1 pseudogene is annotated in these 208 nt (G+C 39.9%); it reads right to left on the bottom strand.

Annotated elements, in window-relative coordinates:
• Positions 1-208, bottom strand: a pseudogene (locus tag RBATCC27255_RS10355) (hypothetical protein); the annotation flags it as partial.

Raw genomic sequence — 208 nt, 5'->3', positions numbered from 1 at the left:
GCCGTCAGTCAAAGTGTATCTGACATTATACAAAATTCCGTTTGCATCATATGAATAGTAGAATTTTGCATTGCCACGGGTTTCATACATAAGCTGTCCGTTAAGATAAGCATATGTGTATTTCACGCCGTTCACGGTTTTAGTTGTACGAACACTACCGCTGTCATAGCCATAGCTTATGCTTGTATCACCATTTGTGAGTGTTGCA

Origin of the sequence: Ruminococcus bromii, assembly GCF_002834225.1 — a bacterium.
In the GTDB taxonomy this organism is placed as follows: Bacteria; Bacillota; Clostridia; order Oscillospirales; family Acutalibacteraceae; genus Ruminococcoides; species Ruminococcoides bromii.
Note: the sequence above shows the minus strand (reverse complement) of the source record. Positions and strands in the feature narration are given on the sequence as shown.